The sequence below is a fragment of the Methylosinus sp. LW4 genome (assembly GCF_000379125.1).
GTDB lineage: Bacteria > Pseudomonadota > Alphaproteobacteria > Rhizobiales > Beijerinckiaceae > Methylosinus.
Genome location: NZ_KB900626.1, coordinates 1,929,582 through 1,948,721, shown reverse-complemented (window position 1 = coordinate 1,948,721; position 19,140 = coordinate 1,929,582). Strand labels below are relative to the sequence as shown.

Annotated in this window: 18 protein-coding genes; 5 read left to right on the top strand and 13 right to left on the bottom strand. The window is 65.1% G+C overall.

The annotated features are described in order from the left end of the window. Nucleotides 1–63: 63 nt before the first annotated feature. The 11 genes from METLW4_RS0109910 to METLW4_RS0109860 all read right to left on the bottom strand — a co-directional run bounded on the left by METLW4_RS0109910 (nucleotide 64) and on the right by METLW4_RS0109860 (nucleotide 11,838). Nucleotides 64–927, bottom strand: a complete 864-nt coding sequence (locus METLW4_RS0109910) for a DUF3592 domain-containing protein (RefSeq protein ID WP_083919255.1) — start codon at nucleotides 925–927, stop codon at nucleotides 64–66. A gap of 228 nt (nucleotides 928–1,155) precedes the next feature. Further along, entirely contained in the window at nucleotides 1,156–2,394 is a 1,239-nt protein-coding gene (locus tag METLW4_RS0109905) for a molybdopterin molybdotransferase MoeA (RefSeq protein ID WP_018266046.1), read from the bottom strand. Next, nucleotides 2,387–2,881: a cyclic pyranopterin monophosphate synthase MoaC gene (gene moaC / locus METLW4_RS0109900; protein ID WP_018266045.1), complete on the bottom strand. Its 495-nt coding sequence runs from the start codon at nucleotides 2,879–2,881 to the stop codon at nucleotides 2,387–2,389. The genes METLW4_RS0109905 and moaC overlap by 8 nt, the downstream gene beginning before the upstream one ends. A gap of 2 nt (nucleotides 2,882–2,883) precedes the next feature. Beyond that, nucleotides 2,884–3,708 (bottom strand): indole-3-glycerol phosphate synthase TrpC, encoded by an 825-nt coding sequence (trpC, locus tag METLW4_RS0109895; protein ID WP_026191400.1) that lies wholly within the window; start codon nucleotides 3,706–3,708, stop codon nucleotides 2,884–2,886. Between the two features lie 86 nt (nucleotides 3,709–3,794). After that, nucleotides 3,795–4,808, bottom strand: a complete 1,014-nt coding sequence (trpD, locus tag METLW4_RS0109890; RefSeq protein ID WP_018266043.1) for an anthranilate phosphoribosyltransferase — start codon at nucleotides 4,806–4,808, stop codon at nucleotides 3,795–3,797. A gap of 88 nt (nucleotides 4,809–4,896) precedes the next feature. Beyond that, the gene (locus tag METLW4_RS0109885; RefSeq protein ID WP_018266042.1) at nucleotides 4,897–5,508 is read right to left on the bottom strand and encodes an anthranilate synthase component II; all 612 of its coding nucleotides are present in this window, start codon (nucleotides 5,506–5,508) and stop codon (nucleotides 4,897–4,899) included. Between the two features lie 337 nt (nucleotides 5,509–5,845). Continuing rightward, nucleotides 5,846–6,937 (bottom strand): site-2 protease family protein, encoded by a 1,092-nt coding sequence (locus tag METLW4_RS0109880; protein ID WP_018266041.1) that lies wholly within the window; start codon nucleotides 6,935–6,937, stop codon nucleotides 5,846–5,848. A gap of 160 nt (nucleotides 6,938–7,097) precedes the next feature. Then, on the bottom strand, nucleotides 7,098–7,610 hold the full coding sequence (gene ldtR / locus METLW4_RS0109875) for a transcriptional regulator LdtR (protein ID WP_018266040.1): 513 nt from the start codon (nucleotides 7,608–7,610) through the stop codon (nucleotides 7,098–7,100). A 207-nt stretch (nucleotides 7,611–7,817) separates the two neighbouring features. Beyond that, nucleotides 7,818–8,381 (bottom strand): DUF6163 family protein, encoded by a 564-nt coding sequence (locus tag METLW4_RS0109870; RefSeq protein WP_018266039.1) that lies wholly within the window; start codon nucleotides 8,379–8,381, stop codon nucleotides 7,818–7,820. A 23-nt stretch (nucleotides 8,382–8,404) separates the two neighbouring features. Next, a complete protein-coding gene (gene trpE, locus METLW4_RS0109865; RefSeq protein ID WP_018266038.1) occupies nucleotides 8,405–9,922 on the bottom strand; it encodes an anthranilate synthase component I in 1,518 nt (505 codons plus the stop codon). Between the two features lie 5 nt (nucleotides 9,923–9,927). After that, nucleotides 9,928–11,838 carry a SurA N-terminal domain-containing protein gene (locus METLW4_RS0109860; RefSeq protein WP_018266037.1) on the bottom strand — a complete coding sequence of 637 codons (1,911 nt, stop codon included), beginning with the start codon at nucleotides 11,836–11,838 and terminating at the stop codon, nucleotides 9,928–9,930. 248 nt (nucleotides 11,839–12,086) lie between these two features. Here METLW4_RS0109860 and METLW4_RS0109855 point away from each other — a divergent pair, with 248 nt between their 5' ends. The 4 genes from METLW4_RS0109855 to METLW4_RS0109835 all read left to right on the top strand — a co-directional run bounded on the left by METLW4_RS0109855 (nucleotide 12,087) and on the right by METLW4_RS0109835 (nucleotide 16,445). Further along, nucleotides 12,087–12,512 (top strand): hypothetical protein, encoded by a 426-nt coding sequence (locus METLW4_RS0109855; RefSeq protein WP_018266036.1) that lies wholly within the window; start codon nucleotides 12,087–12,089, stop codon nucleotides 12,510–12,512. A 152-nt stretch (nucleotides 12,513–12,664) separates the two neighbouring features. Continuing rightward, complete coding sequence (locus tag METLW4_RS0109850) at nucleotides 12,665–13,150, top strand: hypothetical protein (protein ID WP_018266035.1); 486 nt, start codon at nucleotides 12,665–12,667, stop codon at nucleotides 13,148–13,150. 242 nt (nucleotides 13,151–13,392) lie between these two features. Then, nucleotides 13,393–15,126: an ABC transporter permease gene (locus tag METLW4_RS0109840; RefSeq protein WP_018266033.1), complete on the top strand. Its 1,734-nt coding sequence runs from the start codon at nucleotides 13,393–13,395 to the stop codon at nucleotides 15,124–15,126. Nucleotides 15,127–15,137: 11 nt separating this feature from the next. After that, nucleotides 15,138–16,445, top strand: coding sequence for an ABC transporter ATP-binding protein (locus METLW4_RS0109835; RefSeq protein ID WP_018266032.1), 1,308 nt, complete (start codon nucleotides 15,138–15,140; stop codon nucleotides 16,443–16,445). A 9-nt stretch (nucleotides 16,446–16,454) separates the two neighbouring features. Here the strand turns inward: METLW4_RS0109835 and METLW4_RS0109830 are convergent, their stop codons facing one another. Beyond that, nucleotides 16,455–16,889 (bottom strand): CHRD domain-containing protein, encoded by a 435-nt coding sequence (locus tag METLW4_RS0109830; RefSeq protein WP_018266031.1) that lies wholly within the window; start codon nucleotides 16,887–16,889, stop codon nucleotides 16,455–16,457. A 148-nt stretch (nucleotides 16,890–17,037) separates the two neighbouring features. Here METLW4_RS0109830 and METLW4_RS0109825 point away from each other — a divergent pair, with 148 nt between their 5' ends. Further along, nucleotides 17,038–17,370 carry a rhodanese-like domain-containing protein gene (locus METLW4_RS0109825; protein ID WP_018266030.1) on the top strand — a complete coding sequence of 111 codons (333 nt, stop codon included), beginning with the start codon at nucleotides 17,038–17,040 and terminating at the stop codon, nucleotides 17,368–17,370. A gap of 120 nt (nucleotides 17,371–17,490) precedes the next feature. On the opposite strand, the gene METLW4_RS27730 is transcribed toward METLW4_RS0109825, so the two are convergent. Continuing rightward, on the bottom strand, nucleotides 17,491–19,023 hold the full coding sequence (locus METLW4_RS27730) for an ATP-binding protein (protein ID WP_157235022.1): 1,533 nt from the start codon (nucleotides 19,021–19,023) through the stop codon (nucleotides 17,491–17,493). Between the last annotated feature and the right edge of the window lie 117 nt (nucleotides 19,024–19,140).

The following is a 19,140-nucleotide window of genomic DNA, read 5'->3' as shown; positions in this document are numbered from 1 at the left end:
CAAGGCTGGTCGCGCGCGCCCGATCGACGATTGCGAGCCCGAGGCTCGCAATCGAACAGGACTTCAGACCAGCGTCGCGATGCCATATCCCCGCACATACAACTGGCTGCGGCTGTGGTTGAGGGGGTCGACCAGTGCGACAGGTTGGTCTGTCGCCGAGCGAGCATAGTCTTCCAGCTCAGACGCAGTGCGGGAGCCGATCCTATACTTCCTTACCGGATGATTGGGGCCGTCGTCTCGCAGGCGATAATCGAAAATAATCCAGTAAGAGCCATTGAATGACCGCCGTCGAACGTTCGTAACGATTGCTGGAACCGCTTCGCCGTTCCTCAGCAGCCGCGCCTCACGCGTATATTGACGTCGCCACAGCCAGACGGTCGCGCCGTAAACGGCAAGAGCGCCGATGGCTATCGGAAGGGTAAATTCGAAAGAACGATAGACGACGAAAATTTCTTCTATTCCCGGATAACGAATGGCCGAGCGCTCGGGCTTTTGCGGGTCGTAGATGATTTCGACGAGCGATCCAGTGGACAATTGATCAAAATAATTCTGATCGACATCATCCGAACCTTGCACGGTTTTGCCCGGCGCGATCTGAAACTCATAAGACAGCGAATGTAATCTATTTCGTCGCTTGGTGTGGTCTAAAACTCCTATCACATGCCCCTTGGCCGAAAGGCCGCGTGTTTGCAGAAGATAGGCTTGCCACTTCGCATACGCGGTGGTCCCGGGCATTCCGATCGCTACTCCGAAGCAGATCAACATCTGCATACGAAGCATAGCGATATAAAACGGGCTCTTTTTCACCGCCCGTGGGATTGGCTGCGCTAACTCGACCGGAGGTTTCCAATCGGCTCCCAAAAGAAATTTCCCGCAATTGCTGCTGACGATGACGATTCGATTGTAGCAGGAAAATCGGCCTGCCATCCACGGACTATCGCCTGCGCGAGATCGGCGACGAGCGAATGACAGTAAAAGACTGGGCTGTAGACGCCCCTTCACATAGCCGCCGACCCTCCCTCATGCCGAGGTGCCCGCGAGGCGGCCGTCTCGAAGCGCGCGGAGCCATTGGGTTCCGCCTTCTCGAGCCCCTCGCGCCTCGAGGCGGCGCCTGTGGCGCCTCCTCGGCATGAGGGGATTTCAGGTCCGCGCGTCTCAGGAGACGAAAGCTCCCGGCAGGCGCAAAATCCGGCAGGGGCCGCCCGCCGCCACAGCGCCGTCTCCCGCCTCGCGGATGAGCAGCGCCTGCGAGCGCGCCAGCTCTGTCAGCAGCGAGGAATCCTGCAAGGCTTGCGGCGTGGCGACGAGCCGGCCCTCGGCGTCGCGCGACAGCGTCGCGCGCATATAGTCGCGGCGGCCCTTGTTGGGCTTCAGCGGCGCGCCGGCGACGGCGGCCTCGGTCTCGTCCGACCCCGCGCGCGGATCGCCTTGCAGCGCGCGAATGAGCGGGCCGAGGAAGACCAGCGCGCAGACGAAAGCCGCCACCGGATTGCCCGGCAGGCCCAATATGCGCGCCTCGCCCAGCGTTCCATGGATCAGCGGCTTGCCCGGCCGCATGGCGATGCGCCAAAAGTCGAGCGCCATGCCCTGGCGGGCGAGGGCCGGCCGCAAGAGATCGTGATCGCCGACCGAGGCGCCGCCAAGCGTCACCACAATATCGGCCTTGGCCGCGCGCGCCTGCTCGAGGGCTTTTTCCAGCTCGGCGATATCATCGCGGAAAATGCCGAGATCGACGACCTCGGCGCCGGCGGCTTCGGCGATGGCCGCCACCGCATAGCCGTTGCAGGCGATGATCTGCGCCGGGCCCGGCTCGGCGCCGGGCGGAACCAGCTCGTCGCCCGAGGCGATCAGCGCCACGCGCGGGCGCCGCGCGACGGGAAGCAGCGGATGATTGATGGCGGCGGCGAGCGCCAGCTCGCTGGGGCCGATGCGCGTTCCGGCGAAGAGGGCGGGGTCGCCCTCGCGAAAATCGAGCCCGCGCTCGCGAATATGGCGGCCGGGCGGAGGCGGGGAGGCGGCGCCGATTCCGGCCGCGTCCACCGTCGCGTCCTCCTGCAGCAGGATCGTATCGGCGCCCTCGGGCACGGGCGCGCCGGTGAAGATGCGCGCCGTCTCGCCGGCGCCGAGCGCGGCGCCATAGCCATGGCCGGCGGCGCTCTCGCCGACGAGCTTCAGCCGCGCGCCGGGCGCTGCGAGATCGGCGGCGCGCAGCGCATAGCCGTCCATGGCGGAGACCGCGACCGGCGGCTGCGTGCGGCGCGAGACGAGGTCCCTCGCCAATGTGCGGCCGAGGGCTTTGAAGAGCGGAGCCTCCTCCTCGCCCGCGAGGCGCGTCGCGCCGGCGAGCACGCGGGCGAGAGCTTCGTCCACGGACAGCAATTTGTCGTCAGCCATTCTTGTCCATTTCGTCGCGACGCCATTCGCCGGAGCGTCCGCCGCGTTTCTCGACCAGCTCGATTCCCTCGATGCGCATGCCGCGATCGACGGCCTTCAGCATGTCGTAGATCGTCAATAGAGCGACGCCGACCGCGGTCAGCGCCTCCATTTCCACGCCGGTCTTGCCCGTGACGGAGACCTCCGCCGTCGCGCGCACGCCGGGGAGATCGGCGTCCGGCTCGAGATCGACCGCGATCTTGGTGACGGGCAGAGGATGGCAGAGCGGGATCAGCTCATGAGTCTTCTTCGCCGCCATAATGCCGGCGACGCGGGCGACGCCGAACACATCGCCCTTCTTCGCCTGCCCCTCGACCGCGAGAGCGAGCGTCGCGGCGTCCATCACGATCTCGCCGCGGGCGATGGCGACGCGTTTCGTCTCCGCCTTGTCGGAGACGTCGACGATATGCGCTTCGCCCTTGTTCGAGAGATGCGTCAGCGAGCCCATGTCTATGCGCGCGCCCGCCTGTGATCGCCCTTGACCGAGCCATGCAGCAGCTCGCGCGTCGCCGTCGTCACATCGTCCTTGCGAACGAGGCTCTCTCCGACGAGGAAGGTGAAGACGCCGGCCTTCTCGAGCCGCAGGCAATCCTCATGGCTCGCAATGCCGCTCTCGGCGACGATGATCCTGTCCTTGGGGATGCGCTCGACGAGCCGCTCGGTCGTCTCCAGCGTGACGTCGAACGTATGCAGATTGCGATTGTTCACGCCGATGAGCCGCGTCTCCAGCGCCAGCGCGCGGTCGAGCTCCTCCTCATTGTGGACCTCGACGAGAACATCCATGCGCAGATCATGCGCCGTTGTGTTGAGGCGCAGGGCCTCCTCGTCGGACACGGCGGCCATGATGATCAAAATGCAATCGGCGCCATGGGCGCGCGCCTCGAAGACCTGATAGGGGTCGTAGAGGAAATCCTTGCGAATCGCCGGCAGATTGGCGGCCTTGCGCGCGGCCTCGAGATCCTCGAGCTTGCCCTGGAAAGAGGGGCCGTCGGTCAGCACCGAGAGACAGGCGGCGCCGCCGGCCTCATAGGCGCGCGCCAGCGCCGGCGGATCGAAATCATGGCGCAGCACGCCTTTGGACGGGCTCGCCTTCTTGATTTCGGCGATCAGCGCGATGCGTCCCTCGGCGAGCTTGGCCTCGATCGCATGGACGAAGCCGCGCGGCGGATCATGATCGCGCACATTGCGCTCGAGCGTCGCCAGCGGCATGCGCACTTTGGCCTCGGCGATCTCCGTTCGCTTATAGGCTTCGATCTTGCTCAGAATGTCGGTCATGCCGCTCACGGTCCTTCGCGCCTTGCACAGCTTTTCTACCACGAACACACGAAGGACACGAAGCATTTCCAGCTGGCGCGGCGCGCTCACGCATTGGAGACGCGAATGAGCGCCTCGAGCTTGGCCTGCGCGGCGCCGCTGTCCAGCGCCCGAGCGGCGAGATTCGCGCCCTCGCGAAGATCGGCCGCCGCTCCCGCCACCACCAGCGCCGCCGCAGCGTTGAGCGCGGCGATGTCGCGATAGGCGTCGCGCGTCCCCGCGAGCACGGCCCGCAGGGCGCGGGCGTTATGGGCGGGATCGCCGCCGACGAGCGCCTGCGGCTCAGCGCGCGTCAAGCCTGCTTCCTCCGGCGTCACCGTGAAGCTTCGGACGGCGCCGTCCTCGAGCGCGACGACATGAGAGGGCGCGGTCGTCGTCAATTCGTCGAGCCCGTCCTCGCCATGGACGAGCCAGACGCGCTTTGCGCCCAGCTCCGCCAGCACGCGCGCCAGCGGCTCCAGCAGCGCGCGCGAGGAGACGCCGAGCAGCTGCTTCTCCACCCGCGCTGGATTGCACAGCGGGCCGAGCAGATTGAAGATCGTGCGCAGGCCGAGCTCTCCGCGCACCGGCGCGGCATGGCGCATGGCCGGGTGATGCGTCGCCGCCGCCATGAAGCAAATGCCTGTTTCCGCGAGGCAAAATTCGGCGTGCTCGGGCGCGCCGCCGACCTTGACGCCGAGCTCCGCCAGAACGTCGCTGGCGCCGGAGCGCGAGGAGGCGGCCCTTCCGCCATGCTTGGCGACGCGCACGCCGCAGCCGGCCACGATGATCGCCGCCAGTGTGGAGACATTATAGGTTCCGGCGCCGTCGCCGCCGGTTCCGACAATGTCGATCGCATCTGTTGCGCCCGCGACCGGCGCCATCGCCGCGCGCATGGCCTCCGCCGCGCCGATGATTTCGTCCACCGTCTCGCCGCGCTGGCGCAGGCCCATCAGAAAGGCGCCGAGCTGCGCTGGCGTCGCGCCGCCTTCGAGCACAGTGGAGATCGCCGCGCGCGCCTCCTGCCGGGAGAGCGTCGCGCCGGCGGCGAGGGATGCGAGATAGGGCTTGAGGTCGGTCACGGCCGAAAATCTCGGTTGAAGGATGCGAGCCCCAAGGCTCGCGGTCCAAGGCGGGCTCTGGACCGCGAGCCTTCGGGCTCGCAGCGATTCACGCGACTTTGGCGGGGCGTCGCGTCGCGTTCCATTCCTGCGCGAGATCGAGGAAATTGCGCAAAATCTTGTGCCCATGCTCCGAGGTGATGCTCTCGGGGTGAAATTGCACGCCATGCACGGGCGCGCTCTCATGCGAGAGGCCCATGATGAGCCCGTCCGGCGTCTCGGCGGTGACGCGCAGGCAGGAGGGCAAGGTCTCGCGCGCGACGATCAGAGAGTGATAGCGCGTCGCCTGGAACGGCCCCTCTATGCCGCGGAAGATCGTCTCGCCCTTGTGCAGGATCGTCGCCATCTTGCCGTGCACGGGCAGGGGCGCGCGGATCACATCGCCGCCGAAGGACAGGCCGATGGATTGATGGCCGAGGCAGACGCCGAAAATCGGAATCGTCGCCCAGGCCGCGGCGATGAGATCGAGGCAGATGCCCGCCTCCTTGGGCGTGCAGGGGCCGGGCGAGAGCACGATGGCCTCCGGGCCGGCGGCGAGCACTTCGGCGACCGAGACCGCATCGTTTCGCTTGACCGTCACCTCGGCCCCGAGCGAGCCGAAATAATGCACGAGGTTGAAGGTGAAGCTGTCGTAATTGTCGATGAGCGTGACTTTTGTCATTCGCGCTTGGGTCCGGTTCTCGGCGGCGTGGGCTTGCTCTCCCACCGCGGCTCGATTTTTTCGGCTCTTCGGCCGCTCAAGTCAATTCATTCGCGCCGCTGCGCGCCTCTCCGTCGAGGGCTTACATCCTCCTCGCCCCCGCGTCGTCTTGGCCGGGCTTGTCCCGGCCATCCACGCCACCGCGCCGAGGCGTTTCGGACGCTCGGCGTGAAGCTGAAGCTCCCGCCGCGCGCCTGTCGAACGAAAATCCGTCGATGGCTGGCGCTTTCCTTTGCTTTCGCAATGGCTTGGCGTGGATGGCCGGGACAAGCCCGGCCAGGACGGCGCCTCTCGTGGTTCAGCCGCGCCGGCCCAGCCGCCAATCCGGCCGCAGATTGGCGATCAGCATGATCTCGCCGATGCTCTGGCGCGTCAGCAGGCCGACCAGCGCGCCATCGGCGCCCAGCACGCCCATGGCCGAGGCGCCGGCGAATTTCTCGATCGTTTCGTCCAGCGGCGCGGCCACGCTCACGGTGGGGGCGTCGCGCTGCACATGGGGGGCGATCGGCGCGCTGCGGTCGTCGGCCTTCAGCGCCTCGATTATGTCCGAGCGGTCGAGCAGACCCATGAAGCGGCCATCCCCCGCGACCACCGGAAACTGGTCCTGCGAGGTCGCGAGCAGAGTCTCGACCGCCTCGCCGAGATCGGCGCCCCAGGCAATAGCGGCGATGCGGGTCTCCATGGCGTCGGCGACGGTGAGGCCGCGCGCGGCCTCGCTCGCGACCGTCATCTGCGCCTCGCCGCTGGCGGCGATGTAGACGAAAATGGCGATGAAGACGAGCATGGGATTGCCGAACAGCCCCAAGAAGCCGAGCGCGAAGGCGAAGCCTTGGCCGATGGAGGCGGCGATGCGCGTCGCCTTTCCGCGCGGCAGCCACATTGCGAGCGCGGCGCGCAGCACGCGGCCGCCGTCCATGGGGAAGGCCGGGATCATGTTGAACAGCGCCAGAAACAGATTTGCGGCGGCGAGACGCGCGAGGACGTTGAGATGCGGATCGTCGAGCTGCGCCAGCGTCTCCGGCTGGAAGGCGCCGAGCGCGACGAACAGGACTGTGGCGATGACGATGTTCACCATCGGCCCGGCGAGCGCGACCAGCAGCTCTTGAGAGGGCTTTTCCGGCATATGGTCGAGATTGGCGACGCCGCCGATCGGCAGCAGCGTGACCTCGGTCGAGAGAATGCCGAAGCGCCGCGCCATCAGAATATGGCCGAACTCATGCAGCACGACGCAGGCGAAAATGAGCGTGATGAAGATCACGCTGTCGCGCGCCGCCTGCGCGCCGCCGCTGCGATAGGCGGAAAAGCCGATCCAGGCGAGCAGCAGCAGAAAAGTGATGTGAATGCGGACGGCCGTGCCCTTGAACGAGCCGAGCGTGAGCGACCAGCGCATGGAAGAGGCCTCTCTATCGACGTAACGTCCGCGAGCGTTTCTCATAGCAGAAATCCGCGCCATTCCGCCAAAAATCCGCGATAGGCGACTAAGAAAAAGGGCGATCGACGCGTGAAGCGAAGATCGCCCGAGTGGAGCGGAGAAAGTCTCGGAGGAAGCGTCAGAGGCGATAGCGAATCTGATCCGTCCAGAAGCGCTCGAGGCGCGTCAGCGCGGTGTTGACGGTGCGGAACTCGGCGGTGGAGACGCCGCCGATCTGCTCCACCGTGGTCGCATGCTTCTCGTAGAGGGCTGCGACGATATCATGAACCTCCTTGCCCTTGGGCGTGAGGCTGATGCGCACGGAGCGGCGATCGACGCGCGAGCGGGCGTGGTGGAGGTAGCCCATCTCGACGAGCTTCTTGACATTGTAGGAGACGTTGGAGCCGAGATAATAGCCGCGCGTGCGCAGCTCGCTCGCGGTGAGCTCCTTGTCGCCGATATTGTAGAGCAGCAGCGCCTGCACGGAATTGACGTCGCCGCGATTGCGGCGGTCGAACTCGTCCTTGATGACATCGAGCAGGCGGCGATGCAGACGCTCCACCAGCGTGAGGGATTCGAGATAGATCGGACGAATTTCGTTGATCTTCTCTGAGCGGACCTGCGCCGCCTCGGTCTTCGACGCCGTATTCATGAACAAGCTCCGTCTCGTTTATTGCGCCGGATATTGGAAAGTCCGGTCCGTGTCTCGATGGACCAGAACCTATCCGCCGCGAATGAAGACCGCTTTAAACAACAGCCTGAATCCGTCGTTTACCTCCACTACCGTCGATGCGGTAAATGGGTGGTGAATCAAGTCGTTAGAATTGTATTAGCCGTATCGCGGACGTGCGCCGCGCGCTTACTGGCCGAACCGGGCGAGAAGCGCGCGCGCCTGACGTTGCAGGCGGCTGAAGCGGCCGTCCGCGGCCTCGGTCTCGGGACCGCGCCGCCGGCGGCGCTTCTCGCGCAGGCGCTGCGCCTCATAATCGCGGCCGGCCTCGAAGGTGAGGAAGAAATAGAGGCCGATGAGCGCGAGATCGAGGGCGATGAGCCAATAGCCGCCGGCGAAAAATCCCGGCACGCTCAAGGTCACGAAGATTTGCGCGCCGGCGATGAGCAGCCACAGCACGCCGCCCCAGGGCGTCGCCAGCCAGAGCCCGACGCCGGCGACGAGATCGAGCACGGCGAAGAACACGACGGCGATGGCGGCGTTGGTCGGCGTCTCGTCGAATATGGGCTTGCTCGCGGTAAGCACGATGACCCATTGCATCACGCCCTGCAGCAGCCAGAACAGCGCCATGACGCGCATGAACAGCGTGAGCATATGGCCCCAGCGCGCCGACTGCCCCGCCGCGCCGGCGTCGCCGAGGCGGATCGGCCGGTGAGGGTCGTCCGCCTCCTCATAGAGCGTATGCTCGGTCACGCGCCGCCTCTTTCGCTCCGGCTCTACTGCCCGCGCCGCGCGCGCGTCGCGAAGCGCACGGCTTCCTCCGCGGCGCGGAACAGCGCCTTGGACTTGTTCACCGTCTCGCGATGCTCGTAATCGGGGTCGCTGTCATAGACGACGCCGGCGCCCGCCTGCACATGCATCTTTCCATCTTTCACGATCGCCGTGCGCAGCACGATGCAAGTGTCCATCTGCCCGCCGGCGCCGAAATAGCCGATGCAGCCGCCATAGATGCCGCGCTTGTCGGTCTCCAATTCGTCGATGATCTCCATGGCGCGGACTTTCGGCGCGCCGGAGACCGTGCCGGCCGGAAAGCCGGCGGCGAGCGCGTCTATGCAGTCGCGTGCGGGATCGAGCGCGCCTTCCACATTGGAGACGATATGCATCACATGGCTGTAGCGCTCGATGGTGAAGCTGTCCGTCACCCGCACGCTTCCCGTCGCGGCGACGCGGCCGACGTCATTGCGTCCGAGATCGAGCAGCATCAAATGCTCGGCGCGTTCTTTCTCATCGGCGAGAAGCTCGGCGGCGAGGCGCTCGTCCTCCGCCTTCACGGCGCTGCGCCAGCGCGTGCCGGCGATGGGGCGGATCGTCACCTTGCCTTCGGCGACGCGCACCAGAATTTCCGGCGAGGAGCAGACGATCTGGAAATCGCCGAAATTGAGAAAGCAGAGAAAGGGCGCCGGATTGACGCGGCGCAACGCGCGATAGAGCGCGAAGGCGGGCAAAGCGAAAGGCGCGGTGAAGCGTTGCGACAGCACGACCTGGAAAATATCGCCGGCGCGAATGTAATCCTTGGCGCGCTCGACCATTTCCAGGAAACGTCCGGGCGCGGTGTTGGAGACCGGCTCCTCGGCGAGAAGATGCGGATCGGCCTCGGCCTCGCGCTGCTCGAGCGGCGCCTCCAATGTCGCGACCACGGCGTCGAGTCGCGCGAGCGCCGCCTCATAGGCGGCCTTTGCGGAAACGCCGGCGGCCGGGCGCGCGGGCGTCACCACGATGATCTCGTCGCGCACATTGTCGAAGACGACCATGACGGTCGGCCGCAGCAATATCGCGTCGGGCACGCCGATCTTGTCGTCCTTGGCCGGGGCGAGGCGCTCCATCAGCCGCACAGTGTCATAGCCGAGATAGCCGAACACGCCCGCCGCCATGGGCGGCAGATGCGCGACCTCGTCGATCGCGGATTCGGCGAGCAGCTCGCGCAGCGCGTCGAGCGGCGGCTTCGCGCAGGGCTCGAAAGCATTCGCGTCGCGCAGCGCGCGGCGGTTGATCTCGGCCGTCTCGCCATGGATGCGGAAGACGATGTCGGGATCGAGCCCGATCATCGAATAGCGTCCGCGCGCGGCGCCGCCCTCCACCGATTCCAGCAGGAAGACATTGGCCGTCCGCGCGCGCGTCAGCTTCAGATAGGCCGCGACCGGCGTCTCGAGGTCGGCGACGAGCCGCGTCGCCGCCAGCGACGCGCGGCCCGCCTCATAGGCGGCGGCGAATTCGTCGAACGACGGTTCCGACAATGCGCTCACTGGTTTTGTTCCGCTCCGCCGGTCGCCGCCTGCAACGCGCGCTCGTTGATCGAGACGTTGAAGACCTTCTCGAGCGCGCCGATATATTGCTCGAGAATATCATTGGTGAAGGCCGGCCGCAGCTGGTCGATCGCCGCCTTGGCCTCGATGGAGGCGGGATCATAGGCCGGCGTCGACGCGCCCTTCACCTCGAAGACGAGGCGTCCGCCATCGACCGCGGCGGAGCCGGCGCCCTTGGGCGGCGCGTCGAAAATGGCGACGATGGCCGCGGTCGACAGCTCGGGATGCGGCGCGCGCTTCACATCGCTCACATGGCGGACCTCGGCGCCGGCGCCCTTGGCGACGTCCTCTATCGCCTTGCCGCCGCGCAGCTCCGCGGTCAGCGCCTCGGCGCGCTCGGTCAGCGCCTTCTGCTGCTTCTCGCCGCGCAGAGCGGTCTCGACGGCTTCCTTCACCTCGTCGAAGCTGCGCTGGCGCGCCGGCTCCACCTTGGCGATCTCGAACCAGACATAGCCGCCGTCGCGCGTCGGCACAGTGTCGTTGTCGACGCCGACGTCGGAGGCGAACACCGCCTTCAGCAGATCCTCGGAGCCGAAGAGGGCGGGAACATTCTTGCCGGCGGGATCGAGGCCGGTGGAGTCCACCGCCTCTATCGTCGCGACCTCGAGGCCGGCCGCCTTGGCGGCCTCGGCCAGCGTCTTGCCGCCGGTGCGCTGATCCTCGATCGCGTCATGCAGCTTGCGCACGGACGGCGCCGAGCGCTCCTGCGCGATCTCGCGGCGCAGCTCGTCGGCGGCCTCCTCATAGCCGCGGGTGAAGACGCTGGGGATGATCTTCTCGACCTGCAGGATCGCCGCGCCGAAGGCAGTCTGAATGGGGCCGACGAAGCCCGGCTCGCGCGAGGCGAAGACCTTGTCGGCGATCTGCTTGTCGCCGAGGTCGTGCGCCTCGAGCAGGCCGAGGTCTATGTCCTTTTGCGAGAGCTTGCGCTCGCCGGCCAGCGCGTCGAAGGAGAGGCCGCCCTTCAGCCGCTCCAGCGCCTTCTCGGCTTCCTCCTTGGAGGCGAAGAGAATCTGGCGCAAATGGCGTTTCTCGGCCGTGCCGTAGCGCTTGGCCTTCACCTCGTCATAGAGCTTGCGGACATCGGCCTCGGCGACCTTCTGCGGCTCGGCGAGCGAGGCCGGCGTCACGGTGAGGAGCGCGAGCTTGCGATATTCGCGGGCGCGGAAGCTCTGCTCGCGATCGGCGAAATATTTCTTCAGCTCCTCCTCGCTCGGCTTGGCGACCTCGCCGACGGCGGAGGCGGGGAGCAGGAAATAGTCGACCTCGCGGATCTCGTTGCGGAAGCGATGCAGCGTCTCCAGCACGAGGCGCGGCGGCTCCAGGCCCGTCACGATGGAATCGGTCAGCGCCTTGCGCAGATAGCTGCCCTTCTGCTCGAGGAGGAAGCTGCGCTCCGTGTAGCCGGCGTCGCGAATGAGCTGCTTGAAGCGGTCGGAGTCGAATTTGCCGGTCGGACCCTTGAAGACATTCTCGTCGCGGGTGAGGCGCAAGGTCTCGTCCTCAGAGATGGCGAGGCCGAGGGCCTTCGTCTTCTGGTCGAGGGAGAGGTCGGTGATCATGCGCTGCAGCACCTGCTGATCGAGGCCGAAGCGGCGGGCCTCCTCATTGGTGATGGCGCGGCGGGCGCGCTGCTGCAGGCGGCGCAGCTCGTTCTGATAGGCGCTGCGATAGGCCTCGACCGAAATCTCGCCCGAGCCGACCTTGGCGAGGCGCGTGGAGGTGAAGCCGCGGAACACGTCGCCAATGCCCCACACCGCGAAGCTCAGCGCGATAAAGCCCATGACGAGCCCGAGGATGATGCGGCCGATCCGATGTTGCGAGGCGATGCGCAGGCCTTCCAGCATGATTTGGGGCTTCCCTTGGGCTTTGCGGGGCTCCGGCTCTTTCCTGACGATCGCGGCCGGAATTGGCGCGGACTATAGGTAGCGTCGCCTCCACTTGCAATCTTGCGCTCCGCCGCCCCTTCGGGCGGGCTCCAGCGCGGCGGAGCGTGCCGAGAGACCGAGGGAACCGACCCGCGTCCCGCACGTTGTGACGCCCTGGGGGGCCGCCGCGGTCTCTGGAGCAGAGCTCGCGATACGGGAGTGTGCAAATGAACCTCACGAATCTGACGATGGGCGCGGTCGCGCTCGGATTGCTGGCCATCTCTCTACCGGCGATGACGGCTCCGGCGTTGGCGTTGCCCTCGGCGGCTCCGGCGCTCGCCGCCGGCGCGGCCTCAGATATCGCCAAGGCTCGTTACCAGGACTATTCGGGCGCGCGCGCCTCCTCCAAGGCGACGAAGGGCCGCTCCGCCGCCTCCGGCGGAAGCTGGTCGAAAAATTCCAAATATGGCGCCGCCGCCGGCAAATATGCCTCCGGTAAGGCCCGCGTCGCCGGCCAGAGCGGCCAGCAGGGGCGCTCGGCGATCCAGGGCCGCTCCTCCTCCTCCAGCCAGGGCCGCTCCTCGATCGGCGGCCATGGCATAGCGCCCTATAGCGACATTCCGCATCGCGCCATGAAGCACGGCGCGCGCTGACGCGGCGCTCTCCTAAAGCGATCTTCAATCGTCTCTCGGCCGCCGGTCGCGTCGCGCGCCGGCGGCCGTTCGTGCGTTAACTCGCCGTTAACCATGGGCGCGGACACTCGGACCACTGAGACATCGCCTCGGCGTCGCTCAGGAGGTCTCTCATGTCGACGGCGGCGACGCCACACTCGCGGTCCAATGGCCTCCGATTCTTTCGGCTTCTCGGCGTCATCGTCGCCTCCATCGGCGCGGGCGCGGCGGCCGGCTTTTTTCTGGGCTCGCGCACCGGCGTCAAAAATGCGCTGCAGGCCGCGCAGAGCATAGACGGCCAGACTCTCGCCAAGGCGCTCGACTGGAAGCCGGAGGTCTCCTTCGGGCTCGAGCAGCGTCGCGAGATCGCCCGCTTGCTGGATGAGGCGCGGGCGACGCGGGCGCTGATCGAGTCGATTCGCCATGACGAGGAGGCAGTGCGCGCCGGCGCGCGGCTGCGCGCGCTGGAGACGGCGCGCGACACGGGCGCCTCGCGGCTGGAGCGGCTCGAGCAGCGGCTCGACCGGCTCGACGCGCGCATCGATCCCGCGCCGACCGGCTCGCTGCCCAAGGGCGAGGCCAGGCGCGACTCCCGCGCCGCGCCCCTCGGGACGCGCTGAACGGCGGAAATCATTTCCATATCGTTTCTGAGCCGGTCCGCGGCCGCATTTCGGCGCTCCCGCCCGCCGCCGACACGCGATTGTCATATGGCTTGGCCATTGGACGGCGGCGCATAGCTTTGGGCCGCTCGATTCCCACAGTCGGGGAGGTGACGGCGGTATTCTGCTGTGCGACATGCTCTCCCGCCGGGGCCACGCCTCCGGCCGCCTCTGCGCCTCGCTTCGCCGAAAGCCGGTCGTTCATGCTCAATAGTTTCGTCGCGCTCACCTCGCTCGGCCGCCGCGCTCTGCCCAATCTGTGGGATTTCGTCGCTCTGGCGCTCGTCCTCGGCGTCTTCGCGCTGGCCGCCTTCGGCTGGCGCGGCATGGCGCTGCCGCTCGAGGCGCCGGAGACGGCGCAATTGTCGCTCGATTACTCGGCGCTGCCTTATTACGGGCTGCGCACCACGCTGCGCATGTTCGCGGCGATCGGCTTCTCGCTACTCTTCACGCTCGTCTACGCCACGCTCGCCGCCAAGAGCCGCCGCGCCGAGATGATTCTGGTGCCGCTGCTCGATGTGCTGCAATCGGTGCCGGTGCTCGGCTTTCTGTCCTTCACCGTCACCTTCTTCCTCGGCCTCTTTCCCGGCTCGACGCTCGGCGCCGAGGGCGCGGCGATCTTCGCCATCTTCACCAGCCAGGCCTGGAACATGGCCTTCTCCTTCCACCAGTCGCTGCGCACCGTGCCGCGCGATCTCGACGAGGTGGCCAAGAGCTTCGGCCTCACGTCCTGGCAGAAATTCTGGCAGCTCGAGGCGCCCTTCGCCATGCCGGGTCTCATCTGGAACATGATGATGTCCATGTCCGGCGGCTGGTTCTTCGTCGTCGCCTCGGAGGCGATCACCGTCGGCGACGTGAATGTGCGCCTGCCGGGCGTCGGCTCCTATCTGGCGCTCGCCATAGAGAGCAAGCGGGTCGATTGCGTGGCGGCGGCGGTGATCGCGGTGGCGCTCATCATTCTCGCCTATGACCAGCTGCTGTTCCGGCCGATCGTCGCCTTCTCGGGCAAGTTTCGCGTCGAGCTTTCCGCCTCGCAGGACGAGGCCGAGAGCTGGGTGCGCGATCTCTTCGTGCGCACGCGCTGGCTGCGCGTCGCCGCGGCCTGGCCGGCCTCGCTGCTCCGCCGCGTCTCGCTGTGGAAGCTGACCTTGCCTTTCGCCGCGCCGCCCCTGCCGCAGAGCCGCCGCGCGGCCATCGTCCTCGATATCGTCTGGTTCGCGGCGATCGGCGCGGTGTTCGTCTACTCGCTCTATCTCGTGCTCGAATTCGTGCGCAGCGCGGTGAGCCTCGAGGAGTTCCGTCACGCGCTGCTGCTCACCTTCTACACGATGATCCGCGTCATCGTGCTGATCGCGCTCGCCACGCTGATCTGGGTGCCGATCGGCGTGTGGGTGGGCCTGCGTCCGCGCATCGCCGAGAAAATCCAGCCGCTGGCGCAATTTCTGGCGGCCTTTCCGGCCAATGTTCTGTTTCCCATCGCCGTCATCGGCATTCTCACCTTCCGGCTCGATCCCGACATATGGCTGTCGCTGCTGATTATTTTCGGCACGCAATGGTACATATTGTTCAACGTCATCGCCGGCGCCTCGGCCTTCCCCAACGATCTGCGCGAGGTCTCCGCCAATTTCGGCATTCGCGGCTTCGCCTGGTGGAAGAACGTCATTCTGCCGGCGATCTTCCCTTATTACGTGACCGGCGCGCTCACCGCCTCGGGCGGCTCGTGGAACGCCTCCATCGTCGCCGAATATGTGAAATGGGGCGAGGACACGATCGAGGCGCAGGGCATAGGCGCTTATATCGCCGCGGCGACGGCGGCCGGCGACTATCCGAAGATCGTGCTCGGCGTCTCGCTGATGAGCGTCGTCGTCATATTGTTCAACCGTCTCTTCTGGCGCCAATTGTTCGGCTTCGTCGAACGGCGCCTGCGCCTCTCCTGAAGGGTTCCGCCATGTCCGCGACGAAAGCGCCTCTGCTCGAGCTCCGCAATGTCTTCCAGGCCTATGGCCGCTCGTCCGGCGAGAAGGGGCCGGTGGTGCTCGACGATATCTCGCTGCGGCTCGACGATGGCGAGATCGTCGGTCTGCTCGGGCGCTCGGGCTGCGGGAAATCCTCGCTGCTGCGCATCGTCTCCGGCCTCGCGCGGCCGACCGGCGGCGAACTTTTCTATCGCGGCGAGAAAGTGGTCGGCCCGGTCGACGGCGTCGCCATGGTGTTTCAGAGCTTCGCTCTGTTTCCCTGGCTCTCCGTGCTCGCCAATGTGGAGCTCGGCCTGCGCGCCAAAGGCGTGCGCGAGGCGGACGCCCGCCGCCGCGCGCTGAAGGCGATCGACATCATCGGCCTCGACGGCTTCGAGAATGCGTATCCGAAGGAAATCTCCGGCGGCATGCGCCAGCGCGTCGGCTTCGCCCGCGCGCTCGTCGTCGCGCCCAATATTCTGCTGATGGACGAGCCCTTCTCGGCGCTCGACGTGCTGACCGCCGAGACCTTGCGCACCGATCTCCTCGATCTGTGGGTCGAAGGGCGCATGCCGATCAAATCCATTCTGATGGTGACGCACAACATCGAGGAGGCGGTGCTGATGTGCGACCGCATCGTCGTGCTCTCCTCCAATCCGGGCCGCATCGCCGCAGAAATTCGTGTGACGCTGGCGCATCCGCGCAATCGGCTCGATCCCGAGTTCCGCCAGCTCGTGGACCAGATCTATGCGCTGATGACGCGTCGCGCCGAGGCGGCCAAGGCGCGCGAAGGGGCTTTCCCCGGCCTCGGCCTCGGCATGGCGCTGCCGACGGTCTCCACCAACACGCTCGCCGGCATGATCGAGGAGGTCGCCGCGCCGCCCTATGACGGCAAGGCCGATCTCCCCGCGCTCGCCGACAGCCTGCAGCTCGAGATCGACGATCTCTTCCCCGTCGCCGAAACGCTGCAGCTCTTGCGCTTCGCCGAGCTCGCCGAGGGCGACATAAAGCTGACGACGGCCGGCAAGCGCTTCGCGGAGATGGACGTCGACCAGCGCAAGAAGCTGTTCGGCGACCATCTGCTCGCCTATGTGCCGCTGGCGCAGCGCATCCGCCGCGTGCTGGACGAGCGGCCGTCGCATTACGCGCCGGCCACCCGCTTCCGCGAGGAGCTCGAGGATTACATGAGCGAGGATTATGCGGAGATGACGCTGAAGAGCGTCACCACCTGGGGCCGCTATGGCGAGATTTTCGCCTATGACGAAGGCGCGCAGACCTTCAGCCTCGAGAATCCGCAATAGGGCAGGGCGTCACCGCACGCGATTCAGCTGCCCGCGCAGTTCGCCCTCGGGATGCTTGGCCGAGTGGATGTTGAAATACCACTGGCCGTCCTCGAGCTGCTTGACCTGCTTGGCGTCGAGCGTCGCCGAGCCCTGGAAGGTCTCCTCCACGGCCTCGACCGGCAGCACCGGCGCGGCTTTCTCGCCGGCCTTGGCGGGACCGTGGAAATGCGCCTTCAGCTCCTGGCCCTCGAGGCCGACATAATAGCCTTTCCAGCTGATTTTCCGTGTCTTGGGATCCAGCGTCACGGCGATGGAGCCGACGCCCTTGCTCGCGCTCGGCGGATTTTCCGCGCCGCCGGAGAGATCGCCCTTGAACATCTGCACTTCGGCGAAAGCGGGCGAGGCCGCGACGGCGGCGAGCGCGACTACGGCCGCGAGCGCGAGCGATGCATTCCTGGACATTTGTGGAGCTCCTGTGTCAAATGGCGGAAACAACGCCCCCGAGGGCTTGCCACCTAACGCGCCCGCGCGACGCTTCAAGCCGCCGCCCGCGCCTTTGCGGCTGTGGCGAAAGCGCGCGACGCCGCGCAGAGATTTTGGGAAGAACGAAATGGCCGAGTGGTATAGCGAGATCAGCCTAGAGGATTTGAAGAGCGGCATCGCCGACAAGTCGATCATTCTGGTCGATGTGCGCGAGGCGGACGAATACGCCCAGGGCCATATCGACGGCGCGCTCTTCGTGCCGCTGTCCGCCTTCGATCCCGGCAAGATTCCGGCTCCGGCCGAGGGCCAGAAGGTGGTGGTCTATTGCCGCTCCGGCAAGCGCTCGGTGACCGCCATGGAGCAGGCCCGCCTCTTCGGCCGCCGCGACGTGAGCACGCATTTCGGCGGCGGCATCATCGGCTGGCAGAAGGCCGGGGAGCCGGTGGTCACGGGAATGTGAATCGGTGGATGGGCTGAGGTAGCCCCCCCCCGCCGCGATAGATTGCCTGCGAGAGACGAGAGGAAGGGCGACGCCCTGCGTCGACCTTCGCCGCTGGCGTTCGATACTGTGCGTACACGCCTAAAGACCGAACCCTTTCACGTATTGCGTGGCTTTTTCCAGCATGTATTTCTTCATATGTGCTTCGGAGAGAGTGTTTTGTGATTCTTTAATCTCGCCATTCAATCCTCGTCCACTTGTACGCCACGTCGGCTCTATGCAAATGAATTCGCCAGGCCGCAACTCGATCTGGATATCTGGTTGAAGAGCACTGCCCGGAAGAGCCCGCTTTTCTGATGTAACCAGAAGTTCAGGGGCATCATCCCGCAGGCACGCGGCGATCAAAGCAGCAAGAGCCTTGTTTAATGGCTTGTCGTCTTTCGATGCAACAGTCTGAATGCGAATGAAGTCATCGACCGTCTCTTGTCCGATACGCCGCGATCCCGCGAATGGTGCAACCTCTTTGTCTGTTTCTCGTAAAATTGCTTTATACAATCGGGAGGCTTTCATCGCCGTTTTTGCTGCCTCGATATTAATTTCCGGTTGTTTCAATTTTGCCTTGAGATTCGTGTCACCGAACGCACGCACCGCCGCAACAGATACGTTGGCGGGCACGCCGAAAAGCCTCGTATCGATTGCTCTAAGAAGGTGAGCCAAGCGCCCACGGCGCTCTTTCCACTCGCTAATATAGATAATGCTTTCATCCGCTTGGTCAATCAATTCTCCTATTTTATCAATATCGACCTTACTCTGAATGCCTTGCGTCAAGGCATCCGCAGTCGCATTCAGGGCTTTTAGATCGTCCCCCGGTAACGCAACCCACAAATGTGGGATCGAGCGAACCTTTAAAACCGACCATGTCCTATCTCTTTCTGCATTCGCAATTTGTGTGATGCGTCCAAAGAAATCAGAAATTGTTTCACAGCCCGGTAGTACATCTGCTGCAATTTTTTTTGTAATTCCATAGGCTTCTAAACTGTCTCCAGTTAGCGATCGGCTAGTATTATCCGCTAAATCCCAATATTTAGAACTTGGAACGCCACGGAAATGGTATTGCCCTCGGGACTCTTCGTCTGCCATCGAGTCACGGCCGACGGTCCAAGCCGCGTCGGCAACAGCTTTCGCACTCTCAGGTTTGGTTATGGGCCACAAGACGACCGCTGCGCCGCCTGGTTCTCGAAAGGTGTTCAGCAGTGAGCTAAAAGTTTCCTCCACCGCGGCAAGATCTGCTGCAGTGGGGTTATCGCGCCGTTCGATAAGAATTATTCGGTTGCGTGGATCGTTTGGTATTACGTCAGCAGATATAAATCGTGGTAAATCGCTCAGTTGACGGTTGTTGGAAAAGGTGCTCACTCGGATATTCACAAAAAAGCGGCTTAGAGTCTGAAGGAATGTTGTTTTCCCCGATCCAGAAAGGCCATAAAATACCTCAATAACGCCTCCTCCGCCGTCTCTTACCCTCCGCAATAACTCGTCAACACGATTTGCTGCGTCATCCACGCGCTCAACGATTTCAGCGGGATCAATCTTGGCATCGGCGGCTCGCTGCTCAAGAAACTCCCATCGCCGCGGCAATTCTAATCGTGGAAGGGTGGTCGGTAGATCGGCGCTCATTTATTTATTTCCTGTCGCGGATAGATTAACACTCATACCTTGCGGATCGCTTCTTAGAAAACAATGCATTGCTCGTTGCGAAGTCGGGCTAGGACCCAATTCAGATTATTCCCGCTT